Genomic DNA, 17,387 nt, shown 5'->3' on the forward strand with positions numbered 1-17,387 from the left:
TGGGGCATCCGGTCCAATGGGGAGGAGTCGGTCAGCAGCCTGTGGGCGTGCCGAAAGTCGCGCTGGCACGTCAACGCCTTCGGCATGGTGACCGCGGTCGCCCGTGGCACGGTGACGGCGGCGCACTTCGAGCACCGGTACCAGGAAACGGTCGAGTTCGGCGGAGACGTAGTCCTTGTCGGCGATGATCAGCAGGCCGTGTCGTTCGGTGAGCAGGTGGGGTTCGTGGTCGCAGATCGCCATGAGCACCTGTCGTTCCTAGCCGTACTTGGCCCAACCGTCGGCCACGTATCACGCGACGACGGAGCGTGTGTCTCTGATCACACAGCGAAGTTCCGATAATGAGAACTTCGCATTCCGGCAGATGTGGAATGCCGCTGGTTCCTTCCCCGTCCACCGACTCTTTCGCGCAGGCCGGCGGTGTGGACGTGGGTGAGGTGACCCGGCCGGGTGGCGCAGGCGTCAGGCGTCGAGGACATGTCGGCGGACTTCGGGCGAAGCTCCCTTGGTCTTGCCTTTGAACGATCTTTACGAGACGTTCCCTTCGGGGTCGCCGGAAGGTCGACCGGCAGTTCGGCTCACAGTCCGAGCAGGTCAGCGCCGTGGCACAGGGGGGCCGATGGTTCAGCGCATCACCAAGGAAATCCTCTCCGGGCTGACCGTGGCCATCGTCGCGTTACCGCTGGCGATCGCGTTCGGCGTCACCGCGACCGGAACCTCCGAAGGCGCGCTCGTGGGCTTGTACGGCGCGATCTTCGCCGGCTTCTTCGCCGCGGTGTTCGGTGGCACGCCGGCTCAGGTGACCGGACCCACCGGCCCCATCACCGTGGTCGCCACCGGAGTCATCGCCACCCACGGAGTGGAGTCAGCGTTCATCGCCTTCGTCATGGCGGGCGCGTTCCAGATCCTGTTCGGCCTGGGCAGGCTCGGATCGCTCATCCGCTACATACCCCACCCCGTCGTATCGGGGTTCATGGGCGGGATCGCACTGATCATCATCCTGGGCGAGCTCGACCAGGTGCAGCGGAGCTTCCTGGTGGTCGCGACGACGATCGTGCTGATGCTCGTGTCCGCCCGGCTGATCAAGTCGATCCCGGCGAGCCTGATCGCGCTCGTGATCATCACCTCGATCCTGCCACTGGTCGGTCCACTGCTGCACGACGTGCGCATCGGCCCGGTCACGCTCAACGCCACCGTGGACTACATCGGCCGGATCCCGGAGTCCATTCCCTCGATCGCCATTCCGGAGTTCAGCGGTTCGCTGATCCTCACGCTCGTGCTGCCCGCGCTCAGCATTGCGCTGCTCGGCTCGATCGACTCGCTGCTGACCTCGGTGGTCATGGACAACATCACAGGCAGGCGGCACCGCAGCAACAAGGAACTGGTCGGCCAAGGACTCGGCAACATCGCCAGTGGGCTGTTCGGCGGCATGGCCAGCGCCGGCGCGACCGTCAGGTCCGTGGTCAACGTCCGCAGCGGCGGTACCACCGGGCTGTCGGCCGCCACGCACAGCGTCATCCTCCTCGCCTTGGTGGCCGGTCTCGGGGCCGTCGTGCAGTACATCCCGCTCCCCGTGCTGTCGGGCATCCTGATGCTGACCGCGTTCGGCATGTTCGACTGGGCAAGCCTGCGCAAGGCTCATGTCTCGCCGAGGGGCGATGTCGTCGTGATGTTCGCGACGATGATCATCACTGTGCTGGTCGACCTGACCGTCGCGGTCGCGGTCGGCGTCGTCCTGGCCCTCATCGTCCACGTCGTGCAGTCACGCCGGCGCAAAGCCTCGGTCGTCGCCGAAGACGCCGACACCTATCGCATCGAGGGCCCTCTGTCGTTCCTGTCCGTCGATCATGTCTTCTCCACACTGCGCAACGGCCGGCCGAGCCTGTCGCTCAACCTGGGGAAGGTCGACTACATGGACATGTCCGGGGCGATGGCGCTGCTGACCTTCATGGACCACTCGCACAAGTCCGGCGTCGAGGTGGGCATCACGGACCTGCCACCGCACATCGAGAGCAAGCTGATCGCACTCGCGAACGAGGACCAACGGGTCAAGCTCGACGCCGCGGTCGAGAACCGGCCGCAGGGGGCCTCTTGACAACGCTTCGTCGACCAACGTCTGCGGGCCTCGGTGCCCTCGCCGTTGACCGACGCCGTTGACCCACGCCGTCAAAACGGTCACGAGCGGCCGCCGCGATCACCCTCAGCTGTTGTGCGCGATCGGCCAGAGCGACTGCGTGATGGCGGTGTTGCGCCACTTACAGGCGCGCAGGGCACGGTGTGACGACCGGGTTCGCGCTTGGACGGCCTCGCGGTCGCAGGCGAGCACCGCGTCCAGACCAGAGCACAGGGCGGCGCGCAGAGCCGTCAGCGGGCTTTCACGGCCATCCGGTCGGTCCGGCTCCGCAGTTGCTGGAGGGTTCGGAGATCCTGCTGCGTCGGCAGGTCCGCCACCGCGGTGTCGCGCTGACCGGGATGGATGGCGGCGCGTAGGCCCGTGATCTGGACGAGCGCACGTCCTCGTGCAGGAGATGCAGCTGTTCGCCGCCATGTCGAAGGCCGGCTACCTGGCGTCCGCCCGTCGACGGCTCGGCGCACCGCCGTCGTCTCGACCAACCGCTTCCGCCGTTGTCGTGAGGCGTGGCAGTGCTCGACCGGTGTGTGCCGGCGAAGCATGTGCGGAGGTCAGTGGGTGTTGCGGACTGGTCGGGCTGGTCACGCCGAACGCGGTGGCGGCGCTGCGCGGGCCGGTGGCGCGGCAGGCGGTGTGGTGATCGATCAGGAACACGTGTTCGGTGCGCGGAGTCCCCGTCCCGAAGCTCAGCTCGCTGGGGGTACCTGGAACGTGCGGCGTTCGGTGCGACCGTGCCCGCGCTCGGCGATGTCCATGTCTGGGATGTCGTGCCAGGGCAGGGCGTCCAGCTGCAGGGAGACCTTCACCCCCGAGCCGCCGGTGCGGGCGAATGCGCCGGCCACGGCCTTGCTCGTCTCGATGCCCGGCGGCCTGGCCTTGTACGGCCACCGCGACTCTACGACGGGCGAGTGGGGCGTTGATCGCAGAATGGCCCGACCTCGCCACGGGCCACGCCGACAGTTCGATGGTGGGCAGCCGTTCGTTCTCGGGACCGGCGCGGGTCGCCGTTGACCAAGGCGCTGTCGCGGTGCGAGCGGACGCTGCGGGAGTAGCTGTGCCGCAGCGACTCGGGCGCGTCGTCCGTCGCGATGGTCGTAGACTGTGGCAGCGCGTTCAGGTCGATGGGTGTCGTGTCGGTTGCGGATCGCGTTCTCGGCGCACTTGAGCGCGAGTAGGTGGGTGACGTGCGGTTGCGCCCAGTGGCAGCAGTGCATCGAAGTCCCGCGCATGACCGTACTCGTGCGGATCGCACGGCAGGGTGTTCACGTCGTTCTTGATCCACCGCAAGCAGTCTCGACCGAGGGTCGTGGGTTGACGGCCGTGAGAGCCTTTGTGTCAAGGGGTTGATACAAAGGGGGCGCGTGTTGGAGACAGCGCTGGTGAACGGGCTTATCGGCCTCGCCGTGTTGCTGGTGCTGTGGCCGACCCGGGCGGGAGGGCGGCGGTTCCTCCGGCGTTGGGGCGTTCCCGAGCCCGTTGACCAGCAGGAGCTTCAGGCGGTCCGGTACCTGCGGGACCGGCGGTTGCTCTACCCGCTGCTGTTCCTGATCATCCCGGCCGGGCAGCGCATGCTGGGACTGCCCTACCCCGACTCGAACGCGGTCCGCAACCTCGCTCCGGTGATCGTCGCCCTGTTGCTCGCGGAAGTGGTCGCGGCGTTGCGGCCGGTGCGTGGTGTTCGGGTCGCGACGCTGACCCGCCGCCGGTGGCGTGATCTGGTGCCGAGGTCGGCGATGGTCACCTTTCTCGCCTTGGGCGGATTGGCCGTGCTGTTCGCCGTCATCGGACTGCTCGCCCGGCCGTGGGCCGAGCGGTCCGTCGCCATGGTGCAAGCTGACGACGTCCTGTCTTCGGTGTCCGACCGGCACCGCGCCGAGATGGCCCTGCCGGTGGGGTGGATCGTGCTGATCGGAGTGGTGGTGGGCCTGGTCGCGGTCCTGGGTGTGGTGCGGCTGGCGGTGCGGCGCGGTTCGGTCGCCGATCCCTTGGTGGACGCCGCGCTGCGCAGGCGGAGCGCGAGGGTGGCGGTCGGTATCGGCATCGCGTGGATGGGTTCGATGGTCGTGCCCGTGAACAACTACCTCGGCGTGCTGCGCGGCACGGCGGGGTTGAGACCGGACTCGTCGCCGATGCCCGGCTGGCTGGAGTACACGTCGTTCGCCAACTTCGTGGGGCCGTTGGTGTTCATGGTCGCGGCGCTGGGCTGGGGCTTCGTGGCGAACCCGTCCTCCCGGCGGCGGAGCGCCGAGTGACCGGGACGACCCGAATCATGGTCGATCCCGACAGCGGCGTGGCTCCCTGGCGGCAGGTGCGTGACCAGCTCCTGCACTTGATGCGGGTCGGCGAACTGCCGGTGGGCGCGCTCTTGCCGTCGATTCGACAGCTGGCACGTGATCTCGGCCTGTCGGTCGGGACGGTCGCGCGGGTGTACCGCGAGTTGGAGACGGCCGGACTGCTGCACACCGCCAGGCGTGCGGGCACCGTCGTCGCCGCCGTCCCCCAGCCCGAGACCGATGTCGCCACGGCTCTCGACGACGCGGCGACCCACTACGTGCTGGCCGCGAAGGCGCTCGGGGTGAACTCACACCACGCGGTGCAGGCCGTGCTGCATGCCTACCGAAACGGCGGCTAGTAGTACTTCGTTAGGTCCTTCGGTGTAAGGGGATTCTGCGATGGCAGGTTGGGCATGCACCGGCCCAGCAGGCGAGCAGTCCTTGGAGGGCGCGGAGTACGGCGTAGAGGGTCAGGCCGGTGCAGGGGCTTTGGGTCGAGCCTGAGCATGGTGCAGAAGGCCTGGGCGACGGAGACGAGGGTGACGTGACGGTTCCAGCCCGTGTAGGTGCGGCCCTCGAAGTGGTCCAAACCCAGGCCGTGCTTGAGTTCTCGGTAGTCGTGCTCGATCCGCCAACGGATCTTGGCCAGTCGCACGAGTGTCTTGACCGGGGTGTCGAACGGCAGGGTGGACAGCCAATAAGCGGTGGGCTCGGGCTCGCCGGGCGGCCATTCGGCCAGTAGTCGGCACTCCGGGACGCTTCCGTCACCGCCGCGGGGGATACCCCGGTTGGCAGGGCGTACCCGCACCACCAGGAACCGGGAACGCATCTTCGCAGTGGGGTTTCCCAGGGTTTTCCTGGTTCCGTGCCGCCAGGTGACCGAGCGCAGCGCCGGGCGTCCGGCGGCCAGGGCGATGGCCTTGAGGTTGACGGGATCCTCCGGATACCGGGGCAGCGGTGGCCTGCCGCGCCCGGTGTGGGCCACCGGTTCGGGTGCGGCGTCGGCGGGGTAGGCGCTGGTGGTGGGCTTGACCGCGACGATGTAGGGCAGCCCACGTTCGGTCAGGCCGAGACGGAACGCGGTGACATCCCCGTAACCGGCGTCGGAGACCACCGGCCGGTCCGGCAGCCCCCACTCGCGGGTCTCGTCGAGCATGTCCAGTGCCAGCCGCCACTTCTCCCGGTGCCCCACATCGTCGCCGATTCCGCAGCGCCGCCGGCGACGGTCGACATCCGCGGCACGCGCCGGGGCGGTGATGCCGGCCGGATCCCACGACTCGGGCAGGAACAGCCGCCAGTCCACCGCCGCCGACGCGTAGTCGGTGACCAGGTGCACGCTGACCCCGACCTGGCAGTTGCCGGTCTTGCCCAGTGCTCCGCAGTACATGCGGGCCACCCCGGGGGACTCCGGGCCGTCCTTGGGGAAGCCCACGTCGTCGATCACATGGGCGTCCGGGGCGATCGCGTCCTGCGCCCACACGGCCAACCGGCGCCGGACCTCGTTGTGATCCCAGGTCGAGGAGGACACGAACTGCTGCAACCGCTGATGGTCCACACCCAGCCGCGCGGCCATGGGCTGCATGGATTTGCGTTGCCCGTCCAGCATCAAACCCCGCAGGTACAGCTCGCCCTTCGCGCGCTGATCGGACCGTGGCAACCCCGCGAACATGCCCGCCGCAAAGGCCTCCAGGCGTGGTCGAACCTTGTTGATCTCCTCCGGTGTCACACCGTGATCAACGGTCCGAACAGCCTGCGACTAAAGAAGATTCACCCGACCTAACGAAGTACTACTAGCACCCTGCCCGAATACGCGACTCGCGGTGCCCGAACGCGCGACTCGCGAGGGGCCGGAACCGGAACCAAGGCAACAGTTCTTGCTGTGCCGCTGGAAAGTCACTGAGCCTTTCATCGTGGATGGCGGCAGCTCTCGACCTGGTGCAGGACGAGGACGGCCGCGATGCAGTTTGGCGTCGTCGTGCGGACCGTTCGAGATTTGGCGGTCGCTGGGTGCGCTGCGTTCAGTCGTTGTCATCGTGCTCCGCCGCGGCCATCGCGGTGACCGCCGCTGCCGCGATCACCTCCAGACGAGCGTCGGTCGGTCGTCCGGTGCGCACGGCCAGCGCCTGCGCGAGTGGGCGACTGTGCGTCGGTAACGTGCTGCCGGCCTGCCCGAGTGCACACGTCGGTTCCCGCTGTCTGTTGGTCTTGGCGAACTGGACGGCGTGGTGGAAGCTTCTACAGGGCCAAAGGCACGCGATCGGTTCGGCGGATGGGATGAGGGTGGGTTACGTGGATGATGGGCTGGAACGTCGTGTGCCGTCACGGGCGCAGGTGTACAAGGCGTCGTCGGTCCAGAGCCGGTTGATCATGATGCGCTATGCGCCGGGTGGTGTGGCCGCTCAGGTCGTCGGGGTGCACTTGTTGCTGCGCGGGCCGTTGGACGTCGAGCGGCTTCGGCGCGGGCTCATCGAACTCACCCGCCGGCACGACATCCTGCGCACCAACTACGCCCTCTCCGAGTCCGGGGAGGTGCTCGCGATCGTCCACGAGAACGAAGGGCCGGACGTCCTCGATGTGGCGCGGCCGACCGGGCTGGTCGACGAGCGCGAGATCCGCGATCACGGCAACACGCTGATGCGGGGCGTGGTCGGCAAGTTCACGTCCCCGGACCGGCATTCGATCCTCCAGGCGGTGCTGACCCACCACGCGGCGGATGTGCACAGCCTCGTCCTGGCGATTGACCATGTCGCCGTCGATGAGCGTTCGAAGGCCCTGTTGCAACGTGAACTCGCCGCGCTGTACGCCGGTCGCGTCGACGACCTCGGTGAGCCTCACCCCTACGACGCTGCCGCCGTCCGCAACGTGTTCCCGGCCATCGACGAGACGCCGGATCTCCGGGAACTGCTCACACCGCTGCCGCCGAGGATTCTCGCAAGTCCGGATCCGCAGCGGGATCCGGATGCGTTCCGACCGGTCGTGGCCTCGCGCACGCTCGGCACGGCGGTCTGGGACCGGGTGGGGGAGGCGTCGCGGAGGCTGCGCTGCACGCGTTTCGTGGTGCACGTCGCGGCCGTGATGTGGGCGTTGAAGCAGTTCTCCGATTCCGACGACATCAGTTTCGTCACCGCGATGGACACCAGGCTGCGACCGCAGGACTTCGACACCGTTGGCTTCTTCCAGAACCTCGTCCTCCTGCGCTCCCGCTCACCGCGTTCCGCGGGCATTGCCGCGACGCTCGAAGAGTGCAGGACGATCGTCCGTGACGCCTTTCGACGCCGTGATTACCCCATCGCGTCCCTCGTGGCCGAAGCCAGGGCCGAACGCGGGGAAGCAGGATGCCGGAACCCGCTCTACCAGATCGCGCTGGCCTACGCGGTGGAGGACGTCGACCTCGGCTGGAGGCTCGACGGTGTCGACGTCGAGCCGGTGGAGCTCGACTTCCCCGAAGCGGCCATCGAGTTGTTCGTCTACCTCAGCGAGTCTCCGTCGGACACCAAGGCACTGCTGCTCGGCGCGGCAGGCGCACTCGGCTCGGCTGAACTCGACAGGTTGCTCACCCTGTGGCGCGAAGCCGTGGGCGCGCTGACCGGCGATGACCCCGCGACTCGTGACAACGACGGTCAGCGGCTCGGTTCGTCGGTCAGGTAGCCGGCGCGCTGCGCGTCGTACAGGTCGGCGTACAGCGGCACGTCCAGCAGTTCCTCGTGCGGGCCCACCGCGACGACGCGACCCTCGTGCAGGAGGATCACCGCATCGGCCGCGGGCGCCAGCGACATCCGGTGGGTGACGATGACGGCGATACCGCCTCGGTCACGGGCGACGGTGCGGGCCCGACCGATCAGCCGGTCGAGCAGCAACTCCTCGGCCATCGGGTCGATGGCCGAGGTCGGCTCGTCGACGAGCAGCAGCGCCGCGTCCGACCGCAGGAACCCGCGTGCCAGCGCCAGGCGCTGCCACTGCCCGCCGGACAGCCGCCGCCCGTTCGGCAGCGAGCCGCCCAGCGGAAGGGCGAGCCCGGCGGGGCTTTCCGCGACCAGGTGCCCGAGCCCCGCGCTGTCGACCGCGTGCTCGATGTCGGCCTCGGTGAACCGGCTGTCGCCGAGCCGCACCGCGTCGCCGAGCTCGAACTCCAACTCGGCGTAGTCCTGGGTGATGTACGCCGGGCCGGCAGCACGGTCCTCGCCGCCGCCCGGCGCACCCGACACCACCTCACCGGACGATGGGCGGATCAGCCCGCTGAGCAGGGTGACGAGGGTCGTCTTCCCGCTTCCGTTCGCGCCGACGAGTGCGTAGACGCGGCCCCCTTCGAGACGAAGGGAGACACCATCGACCGCGGCTGCCTCCGCGCCGGGGTAGCGGTAGGACACGTCGCGGAGTTCGATCGCGGCGGTGTCGCCTGCCGGACGGGGCACGGTCGACGCCGCGCGCAGCCGGTCGTGCACGCGGACGAGCGACCGGACCACACGGATGGAGTCCGCGCACGACGACAGGTAGCGCGCCAGGGCGCCGACCAGCGCGGTCGTCGAGGACAGCAGCATCAGCGACGCCAACGTCGTCGCGAGGCCGGTGGCGCCCTCCCCGAGGGCACGGACGAGACCCGCGATCCCGGCGGCGAGCGCCGCGCTCGTCAGCACAGCGCCGAGCACCGTCCACAGTGCACCCCGCCACAGGCCCGCGCTCCGCGTCGCCTCAGCCGCCGCGGCTGAACGGCGGTGCGCGTCCAGGACGAAAGCGCCTCCGCGGGAGAGGAGCAGCTCGTCGGTGTGCTTCTCCTCGGTCCCGATCTCCGCGAGCTCGTCGCTCACCCGCGCCTCCGCCGACGCGGCGCGTTGGGCCGTCCCGACGGCCGCGTCGCGCCGCCGCACGCACAGGTAGGCGCCGACCGCGGCGACCGGGAGCAGGAGGAGCCACGGGGTCGCCAGCATCGTGATGACCACCGTGATGCCCAGTCGGACGCTCGTGCCGAGGATGAGCCCGACGACGTCGGCGCCCTCGGTGAGCCGCGGCTGCTCCGAGCGCACGATCTGGAGGTCGTCGAGGAACGACCGCTCGCTGAAGTGCTCGACGGACCGCGATCCGTAGACGGCCCGCTGGAGGTCTTCGTCGACCAGCCGGTTCGTCGCGTCGACCAGCACCGCCGACACGGCCAGCGAGTACCGCCCGAGCAGTACCTGCACCACCAGAGCCGCGCAGGCGACGCCGAGGAACAACGCGCCTGCCGAGAAGTCCCCGGTGGTCCACAGCGCCACCATGGCCGCGATCGCGACCGTCGCGGCGACGGTGGCGATCGGGCGCACCGTGAACGCCACGATCGTCACCCACGCGGCGCGGCGGTCGGCGCGCAACGACAAGCGCAGGAGTTCGCCGAGCGCACCCCGGAACGTCACCTGGCCACGATCCCCTCGTCCGGCGTCCGGTAGCGGTCGGCCTGCGACCGGAACATCCGCGCATAGGTGCCGTCCGCGTCCACGAGGTCCGCGTGCGTGCCGCGCTCGCGGACCTCGCCGTCGTGGAGCACGAGGATCTCGTCGGCGCGCCGGACACCCGCGAACCGGTGGGACACCATCACGGTCGTGCGGCCCGGTCCGGCCAGTTCGCCGAGCTCTGCGAAGAAACGTGCCTCCGCCTGCGCGTCGAGCGCGGCCGTCGGTTCGTCGAGCACGAGAACCCGCCGGTCGTCGTCCACCATGCCCGCGAGCGCCCGCGCGGTCGCGACGCGCTGCCACTGCCCGCCGGAAAGGCCGCTCCCCTCGCCCAGCCGCGGTGCGCCCTCGGCGAGCAGTTCCGGGCCGAGCCCGTCGAGGAGGGCACGCACCCGGCGGTCGAGGACGCCGACGCCGTGGGCCCGCCCCAGGACGATGTTGTCGTGCAGGGAAACCGGGTAGCGGACGTACTGCTGGCCGAGGAACGCGAACGAGTCGCGCCAGGCGGCCCGCAGCGCCGCGGCCGACACCTCGACGCCGTCGCAGGTGATCCGTCCGGAACTGGGGGCGAGCAGCCCGACGAGCAGCTTCAGCAGGGTCGACTTCCCTGCTCCGTTTACCCCGACGATGGCCAGGCTCCGCCCGAGCCGCACCTCGAAGCTCAGGTCGGAGAACACCGGTGCGGGCGCGCCGGGGTAGGAGAACCCGACCCGCTCGAACCGGATCAAGCTGTCCGGCCCTGCGCGCGGAGCCGCGGCAGGTGCCTCGGCCGGGCCGAACCGCGTCGCCGCGACGAGCCGGACGCGGTCGAAGACCGTCACGCCCATCGCGGAGTAGACCACGTCCATGGTGACGCCGAAGAGCAGCATCAATGCCACCATCGAGGCGACGCCCATCACCAGCTGCGCGGGCGCGAGTCCGGCGTGGAACAGGACGACCAGGCCGAAAGCCATCGCGGCTACCGCGATGGCCAGCGCCGCCAGCATCGGCGGGCTGATCCGCGTCGCCGGGCGGGCACCGTGTGCGGCTTCGCGGAACTTCCCGATGACCCAGTCGGCCGCACCGAAGATGATCACCTCGCGCGCGGTGCGGCGGGCGAACGCGAGCCTGCCCAGGTACACCGCGCGCGCACTTTCCCCGTCCGCCGAGTACGCCGCCGACTGCTCCGCCGCGTAGTCCTTCTCCATCATCGCCGAGAGCGCCGCGAACGCGATCACGACGGGAATCCCGGCAAGCGGCTCGACGTACACGAGCACGAGTCCGGGCACCAGCGCCTGCGCACGCAGCAGGGCGTACCGCAGCGTCGACACCGCGAGCCGCCGGATCGGCGGCGCGGACCCGATCGCGTCGAGCGCGTGGCGGAGGGCGTCCGGCGTCGCTCCTGGTGCGGAGAGCCTGGCCCTGATCAGGACCTGCTCCGCTTCCGCCTGCAAACGTCCCCCGTACCGGTCGGCCAGGACGTCGATCACCACGTTGAGCAGTTGGTCGAGCAGGAAGAGCGCCACGAACACCGCACCCGCCAGGACGACACCCGACGAACCGCCTACCGCACTCCCCAGCACGTTGCCGACCGCGACGATCGACGCGGCCGGGACCGCCGCCGCCAGCAGGATGAGCATGCCGATGCCGACGGTGAACCCGGGGAGCAGACGCAGCCCCACGGCGAACATGCCCAGCCGGAGCCGCCTGCCGACCTCGGCGCGTACCCTTGAGCGGGGTGGCGTCGCATTCTGCGCCCGCTCAGCCATGCCCGACCGTCCCCGCTCCACCCGCGTTGTCCGGCAGTCCCTGTTCGACGAGGTCGACGATCGCCCGCACCGAGTCCGCCGCGAGCAGGTCCAGGACCTCCAGGCTCACGCCCCACCGGATGTCGATGACCTTCGTGACGGCGATCAGGTCGACCGAGTCGATGCCGAAGTCGAGCAGCCCGACCTCCATCAGCTGCTCCTGGTCGAGATGGGCGAAGTCCCCGCGGTCCCGCAGCAGGGCGGTGAGGACCTCGACGATCTCCTGACGCGTGGGCCGGTCTCCGCTCGGCTCGACCTGACCGGGGTCGTGTGCGCGGGAGGCCGCGGTGACGCCGACCGAGTCGATCGCGGTGCCTTCCCCGGCACGCCAGGCGCTGTGCTCCGGATCGCGTTGACCGGAGACCACCAGGTGCACGCTCGTGCCGCTCGCGCCGAAACCGCTGATGCCGACCATCGAGGTACCCGGCCCGAATGGGACGGGACCGCTTGAGGGCTGGGCGATCCAGTCGTGCGCGTCGGCACCCGGTTCGGTGAAGTTCACCGTGGGCGGCATCCAGCCGCGCTTCAGCCCGAGGATCACGTTGACGAGGGATGCGACCCCGGCAGCCGTGTCGAGGTGGCCCAGTGCGGGTTTCACGGAGCCGACGGGGAGGGGAGCACCGCGTGCGCCGAACACTTCGTGGAGCGCGCCCAGCTCCACCAGGTCCCCTACTGTGGTGCCCGTGCCGTGGCCTTCGACGTAGGCGATGTCGTCAGGTCCGATGCCCGCGTCGGCCATCGCGCCGCGGATGACCCGCACCTGCCCGTCGAACGCGGGCGCGGCGTAGCTCGCCCGCCGCCCGCCGTCGCTGCCGGAGTGGATGCCCTCGATCACCGCGTGGATCGCGTTGCCGTCGGCGATGGCGTCGTCGTAGCGGCGGAGCACGAAGACCCCGCCGCCGCTGCCGCCCACGGTGCCGTCGGCGTGCGCGTCGAACGCCCGGCACACTCCGGTGGGGGAGAGGATTCCCCCGCGTTCCCACTGGTACCCCCTGTGGTCGGGGAAGTACAGGGCGGCGGCGCCTGCCAGGACCGTGTCGGTCCGCCCGCTCCGGAGCAGCAGCACCGCGTGGTCCAGCGCGGCGAGCGCCGTGGAGCAGGCCGTCTGCACGTTCACGCTCGGACCCGTCAGCCCCAGGCGGAACGAGACCCGCCCCACGCTGTGGTCGCTGCTGTTGCCGATGAGCACCTCGGGGAAGACCGACTGCTCCCGCAGCGCGTCGTCCCGCTGGAGCCGGGTCGTGAAGTGCGAGTCGAGCGAATTGCCCGCGTACAGCCCCATGCCGACGCCGCCGACCACGCCGATGTCGCGTCCGCGCACGCTCTCCGGGCTCATCCCCGCGTCCAGGAGTGCCCCGACGCAGCAGTCGAGGAACAGCAGGTGCTGCGGGTCCGTGACCGCCATCTCGTGCGCGGTCACGCCGGCCAGGTGGCGTGCGGTCGCCGGAGTCCACTCGGCCCTGGCCGTTCGGGCGACGTAGCCCTCGCGGGTGAAGGTCGATTCCGGGACACCGGCGGCGAGCATCTCGCCGCGCGAGACGTCCGCGACGGCGCTCTTCCCGGCGGCCAGGAACGAGTCGATCTCCGCGCGGTCGCGCCCGGCCGGCAGGCAGGCGTCGTACCCGATGATCGCGATCCGGTCGCTCACTCGCTGCTCCTCTTCCGGCTGCCTTCCACGTAGTCCGCCAGTTCGGCGAGGGTCGGGTACCGCATCAGCTCCAGCACGCCGACCTTCTGGCCGGTGTGCTGGGTGACGGTGCGGGCGAAGTTCGGCAGGTCGGCCGAGGTCAATCCCATGTGGAACCAGCTCGTGTCGAGACGGGCGGAATCGGCGCCCAGCAGCGGGCGCAGCGCCTTCGCCAGGTGGGCGGCGGTGGGTGACAACTCCGGCTCGGCGGGCCCGGTCGCGCTGGTCGGTCCCGTGTCCGGAGGTGGTGTCGGTTCGCTGTCGCGCGGGGGGATGAGCGGCATGTGTTCGCCCACCCCGAGGAGCACGGAACGGGCGGGCTCGGCCAGCAGGCAGGTCGCGATGTCCATGACGCTGACCTCGTCGAGGCCCAACGCCTCGCCGAGGGCGACGGTGGTCCGGTCCGTCTGGCGCGCCTCGCTGACGGAGGTCACCGACACGACGGTCGTCGGGACCAGCGCTACCCGTTCGGCGGTCGTCTCGGCGGCTGCGCAGGCCGCCGCGTAGGTCTCGACTCCGGTGCCCGCGACGTGCGCGTTGACCGAGGAGACGACCGCGAGGTGGGCGTCCAGGGCGTGCGCCAGTCCGGCGGCTTCGCGAACCCCGTCGGTCTTCGGGCCGATGAGCCGCTCGACCACGTCCTGCGGCGCGGGCGTCGGCGCGCCCGCCAGGTGGACGACCTGGGTCCGCTCGCGGGGATCCCATCCGGCGGTGCGGACGAGGCCCCGCACCGCGGCCGAGGAGGTGATGTCGGCGGTGACCCGGCTGATCCCGTCTCCCCGGTCTTCTCCGGGCTGGGTGCGGCTTCCGACAAGCGTGACGCGAGCTCCGCGCAGCGCGAGCTCCGCGCCCAGCGCTTCGCCGAGCCTGCCGGTGCCGCCGAGGATCACGAAGTGGTCCGCGCGTGGGCCGGAGCGGTCGATGGCGACGGGCGTGCGGACGCGGCGCCAGAGGTCCCCGTGCGGGCCGAGGAATAGGTCCGCGTCCGGGGTGTGCTCCCCGCCCAGGACGCCGTCGAGCGCCTGCTCGTCCACCGCCGGGTGCACCCAGATTGTGCGCACGGAGCGGGCGCCCGCTCCGTGCGCGGTGGCGCGGAGGAACGCCGCGACGGGGTGCGACCGGGGTAGCCGGTCGGAGTTCGCCTCGTACGTCTCGATGACGACGCAGACGTCCCGACCGCGCAACCGGGCAGGCTCGACCTCCCGGCGCCACCGCTGGAGCACGTCGTGGAGTTCACCCGGGGTGTGCTCGGCGACGGCGGAGTGGGCCAACCCCGCCCCGCGCAGGACGACCGGCGGCTGCCCGGCTCCGCCCAACCGCGGCGCCCCTGGCGACGCCGTGGGCACCCAGTCCAGCGTCCACAGCTGCCGCGGGGCGGGGTCGATGAACCTGCGCACCAGCCTTCCCTTGCGGACCTTGCCGATGCTGGTCCGCTCGATCGCGGACGGCGGGACGTCCACCACCTGCGCGACGGGCACGCCGATGATCTTCTCCAGCCTGCGTCCGACCTCGGCGCGCACCTCGGAGGCGTTCCCGTCGACGGCGCAGAACACCGCGACCGAATCGCGCTCGGCCCCGCGCGGGCGGAAGGACGTGACCGCGCAGGTGCCCGGCACGACACCGTCGACCTGCTCGGCTTCGCTTTCGAGGTCGGCGGAGTTCCACGTCACGCCGTTCGCGACGATCCTGGTGCCGTCCCGGCCCACGAAGTGCACGCCGTCGTCGGCGATCCGCGCGAGGTCGCCGGTCCGGAACCAGCCGTCGGTGCTCTTGGCGAGGTCTCCGCCCACCAGGTATCGCTCCAGGACCATCGATCCCCGGACTTCGAGGTGTCCCACACCGTCCTCTTCGACATCCGCCGCCGCCACGATCCTGACCTCCACCCCGGGGAGCGGGAAGCCGACCGACACCGTCGGGGACGTGTCGGAAGCCGGGTCGTAGCGCGGGGAGTACAGGACTCCGGAGCAGGTCTCGGCCATTCCCCAGGCGGGGGCGAAGGTGCCCCGGGGCATGCCCAGCCTGCCCAGGGACCGCTCGAAGCGCGCGCAGTCCTTGGCCGACACCGCCTCGCCCCCGTTGAGGCAGAACCGGATGCTCGAGAGGTCGATCCGCCCGTCTGCCGGGATCTGCTCCGCCGCGCTCGCCAGCATCCGGTAGGCGAAGTTGGGCGACCACACCGCGCTGACGCGGTGCTCGCTCACGAGCCGGAACCACTCGCCGGGGTCGGCGAGGACACGTGCCGGTGCGGCCGAGATGTGCTCGGCGGCGATGACGGCATCGCGGACGTGGGCCATCAGCATGCCGCCGACGTGGGACAGCGGCATCCAGTTGAAGCCGACGGTCGCGGAGTCGAGGCCGTTCACCGCCACGGCGCCCAAGGCCATGTCGATGATTCCCCGGTGGCGCTGCGGCACCACCTTCGGCGCGCCCGTGCTGCCCGAGGTCATGAAGTGGATCCGCGAGTCCGGGCCGTCATCGGCGCGATCGGGCCCGTCCCGCCCGTCGCCGGGTCCCAGGTCGAGCGCGACCGGGGTGAGTCCCCACCGCGCCGCCGCGGCTACGACCGGGAACTGCGCGTCCCCGGCGTGGAGCAGCGCGTGGACGGGGGCCTGGTGGGACAGCGCTGCCAGCCACTCGCCATCTCCACCGCGCTCGTCGAGCAGTTCCTCGGCAACCAGCAGCGGCTCGACGCCTGCCACGACTCCGGCCCAGAAGAGAGCGAGGATCTCCGACGGCTCGGTCGCGGCCACGACGGCGATCCTGCCGCGGCCGATGCCACTGGCGCGGATGTCTTCGGCGATCCGCCGCACCCGGCCGCGGAAGGACAGCCAGGTCTCCCGCCGCCGCGACCCGTCCGAGTCGATGGTGGTGACGCCCGCCGAGTCTCCCGCGGCCAGGTCGAGCACGTCGGACAGACGCGTGGGCGACGTCGCCGTGCGCACCGTGCTGATCGGCTCGCCCGACAGGGCGGACAGCACGCGGTGCTCTGCAGTAGTCCTCACCGGCCAACCGTCGGGCGGCCGTCGCGCAGGATCTCGAACTGGGTGTGCGGGTTGTTCGCCGGGCTGACGACGTGCTCACCCCAGGGGTCGATCGCGATCCGGTTCATCCCGTCCGGCGCGTACTCGACCACCAGCGCCTTGCGCGTCCAGTTCTGGCTGTTGCCGCCGGTCATGTGCGGTAGCAGACCGGCGAACACCACGATCGATCCGGCGCGCACCGGCAGCGGGACCATCCCGGACGGGTCGGCGTCGAAGACCAGGTTCCCCAGTTCGCTCTTCTCGTGCACCAGCGGGCCCACCCGGTGCGCGCCGGGCAGCACCCACATGCAGCCGGAGTCCTCGTTCGCGTCGGTGAGCGCGATCCAGGCGGTCACGATCTGCCCGGGCCGGTCGACGAAGGTGTAGCCGGTGTCCTGGTGCCAGGGGAAGATCAGGCTGGAGTGCGGGCTCTTGTAGACGGACTGGTCCCAGTAGAGGCGGACGTTGGGCCCGATCAAGTCGTGCATCATGTGCTGCAGGAGCGGCAGCGCGACGAGTTCGCGCAGCGCAGCCGAGTGGCGGGCGAGCTGGACGTTGAACGTGACCTTGCCAGCCTGGGTGATGGTGTTCTTGCCGCCCGCCAGCTTCGCGGCCTCCGCCCGAGCCTCCTCGAAGCGGTCGAGGTCCGCGACGACCTCGTTGAGGAACGCCTGGCTGAGCACGTCCTCGACCACGACGTACCCGTCCCGGTCGTACGCCTCGGCCTCGGCGTCGCTGAGCACCCGCTTGCCGTTGCCGATCGACCGCCACACGAAGCCGTCGTTGAGCGGGTGGCGGCGGAACGACGGCCAGCGCGCGGAATCGAGTCCGAACCGCTCTTGGCAGAACATGGCCCAGTCGGCGCGGGAGTCGGCCACGATCGCGCCCCGGCCGGTCGAGCCGAACACCGCGAGGCTGGAGTCCACCGTCGCCTGCGCCTGGTCGGGGATGACTCCGTTCTCGAAGCCGTAGCCCGCGGCGACCCGCGCGTCCGGCTCCACCCACGAGGCGAATTCGCGAAGCTCGCCGAACGTCGTCCTGACTTCCCGGGTCATCTCGTCGCCCT

The 17,387-nt window shown here is 70.5% G+C and carries 10 protein-coding genes and 2 pseudogenes; 4 read left to right on the forward strand and 8 right to left on the reverse strand.

The genetic code is table 11. The annotated features are described in order from the left end of the window. Positions 1-141 precede the first annotated feature (141 nt). Positions 142-258: pseudogene (locus ADK67_RS55460) on the reverse strand (IS982 family transposase); the annotation flags it as partial. A 361-nt stretch (positions 259-619) separates the two neighbouring features. Here ADK67_RS55460 and ADK67_RS32665 point away from each other — a divergent pair. Continuing rightward, positions 620-2,095: a SulP family inorganic anion transporter gene (locus ADK67_RS32665; RefSeq protein WP_053720411.1), complete on the forward strand. Its 1,476-nt coding sequence runs from the start codon at positions 620-622 to the stop codon at positions 2,093-2,095. A gap of 722 nt (positions 2,096-2,817) precedes the next feature. Here ADK67_RS32665 and ADK67_RS51470 read toward each other — a convergent pair. Further along, entirely contained in the window at positions 2,818-2,973 is a 156-nt protein-coding gene (locus ADK67_RS51470) for a hypothetical protein (RefSeq protein ID WP_157621017.1), read from the reverse strand. Between the two features lie 519 nt (positions 2,974-3,492). Between ADK67_RS51470 and ADK67_RS32670 the strand changes: the two genes are divergently transcribed. Together ADK67_RS32670 and ADK67_RS32675 are read left to right on the forward strand one after the other, a co-directional pair. Continuing rightward, a complete protein-coding gene (locus ADK67_RS32670) occupies positions 3,493-4,383 on the forward strand; it encodes a hypothetical protein (protein WP_053720412.1) in 891 nt (296 codons plus the stop codon). A gap of 17 nt (positions 4,384-4,400) precedes the next feature. Next, positions 4,401-4,763, forward strand: coding sequence for a GntR family transcriptional regulator (locus ADK67_RS32675; RefSeq protein WP_053720413.1), 363 nt, complete (start codon positions 4,401-4,403; stop codon positions 4,761-4,763). A gap of 77 nt (positions 4,764-4,840) precedes the next feature. On the opposite strand, the pseudogene ADK67_RS32680 reads toward ADK67_RS32675, so the two are convergent. Then, positions 4,841-6,130: pseudogene (locus ADK67_RS32680) on the reverse strand (IS701 family transposase); the annotation flags it as partial. A gap of 188 nt (positions 6,131-6,318) precedes the next feature. Between ADK67_RS32680 and ADK67_RS32685 the strand changes: the two are divergent. Then, positions 6,319-8,052 carry a condensation domain-containing protein gene (locus tag ADK67_RS32685; protein ID WP_082404173.1) on the forward strand — a complete coding sequence of 578 codons (1,734 nt, stop codon included), beginning with the start codon at positions 6,319-6,321 and terminating at the stop codon, positions 8,050-8,052. Here ADK67_RS32685 and ADK67_RS32690 read toward each other — a convergent pair. From ADK67_RS32690 to ADK67_RS32710, 5 genes are read right to left on the reverse strand one after another with little or no spacing between them, the layout of a single operon-like run. Further along, positions 8,025-9,791: an ATP-binding cassette domain-containing protein gene (locus ADK67_RS32690; RefSeq protein WP_053720415.1), complete on the reverse strand. Its 1,767-nt coding sequence runs from the start codon at positions 9,789-9,791 to the stop codon at positions 8,025-8,027. The genes ADK67_RS32685 and ADK67_RS32690 overlap by 28 nt on opposite strands. Further along, positions 9,788-11,575 (reverse strand): ATP-binding cassette domain-containing protein, encoded by a 1,788-nt coding sequence (locus ADK67_RS32695; RefSeq protein ID WP_157621019.1) that lies wholly within the window; start codon positions 11,573-11,575, stop codon positions 9,788-9,790. Before ADK67_RS32695 ends, ADK67_RS32690 begins: the two co-directional genes overlap by 4 nt. After that, positions 11,568-13,262, reverse strand: coding sequence for a beta-ketoacyl [acyl carrier protein] synthase domain-containing protein (locus tag ADK67_RS32700; protein WP_053720417.1), 1,695 nt, complete (start codon positions 13,260-13,262; stop codon positions 11,568-11,570). Before ADK67_RS32700 ends, ADK67_RS32695 begins: the two co-directional genes overlap by 8 nt. Beyond that, positions 13,259-16,303: an AMP-binding protein gene (locus tag ADK67_RS32705; RefSeq protein WP_082404177.1), complete on the reverse strand. Its 3,045-nt coding sequence runs from the start codon at positions 16,301-16,303 to the stop codon at positions 13,259-13,261. The genes ADK67_RS32700 and ADK67_RS32705 overlap by 4 nt, the downstream gene beginning before the upstream one ends. Continuing rightward, entirely contained in the window at positions 16,300-17,376 is a 1,077-nt protein-coding gene (locus tag ADK67_RS32710) for a phytanoyl-CoA dioxygenase family protein (RefSeq protein ID WP_053720419.1), read from the reverse strand. Before ADK67_RS32710 ends, ADK67_RS32705 begins: the two co-directional genes overlap by 4 nt. Positions 17,377-17,387: the final 11 nt, after the last annotated feature.

It is taken from the genome of Saccharothrix sp. NRRL B-16348, assembly GCF_001280085.1.
Lineage (GTDB): Bacteria > Actinomycetota > Actinomycetes > Mycobacteriales > Pseudonocardiaceae > Actinosynnema.